Origin of the sequence: Proteus sp. LHD240705 (genome assembly GCF_047921555.1) — a bacterium.
Lineage (GTDB): Bacteria > Pseudomonadota > Gammaproteobacteria > Enterobacterales > Enterobacteriaceae > Proteus.
Genome location: NZ_JBLRMI010000061.1, coordinates 1 through 250, shown reverse-complemented (window position 1 = coordinate 250; position 250 = coordinate 1). Strand labels below are relative to the sequence as shown.

1 pseudogene is annotated in these 250 nt (G+C 47.6%); it reads right to left on the bottom strand.

Going from position 1 to position 250, the window contains the following annotated elements:
* Positions 1 to 250 (bottom strand): annotated as a pseudogene (locus ACNART_RS18035) (hypothetical protein); the annotation flags it as partial.

The window sequence follows — 250 nt, the reverse complement described above, 5'->3', positions numbered from 1 at the left end:
CGCAGTTACTTCATCTTTCGTGACGGCATGTGTAATAGTTTCAGTGGTGTTATCTGGACGAGTAATAGTCAGCGTAATTTCTGCACCTTCTACGGTACCTGCTGGCAAGGTCACTTCCGCCTGTAAACCATCTTTCAGTTCATCCGCATTCGCATAACCATCCGCCACTTCTGGGATAGTCAGCACTGGTGCATCGGTGACACCATCGGTTTTTGAAGTCACAGTTGAAGGGTCACTTTCATTACCACTC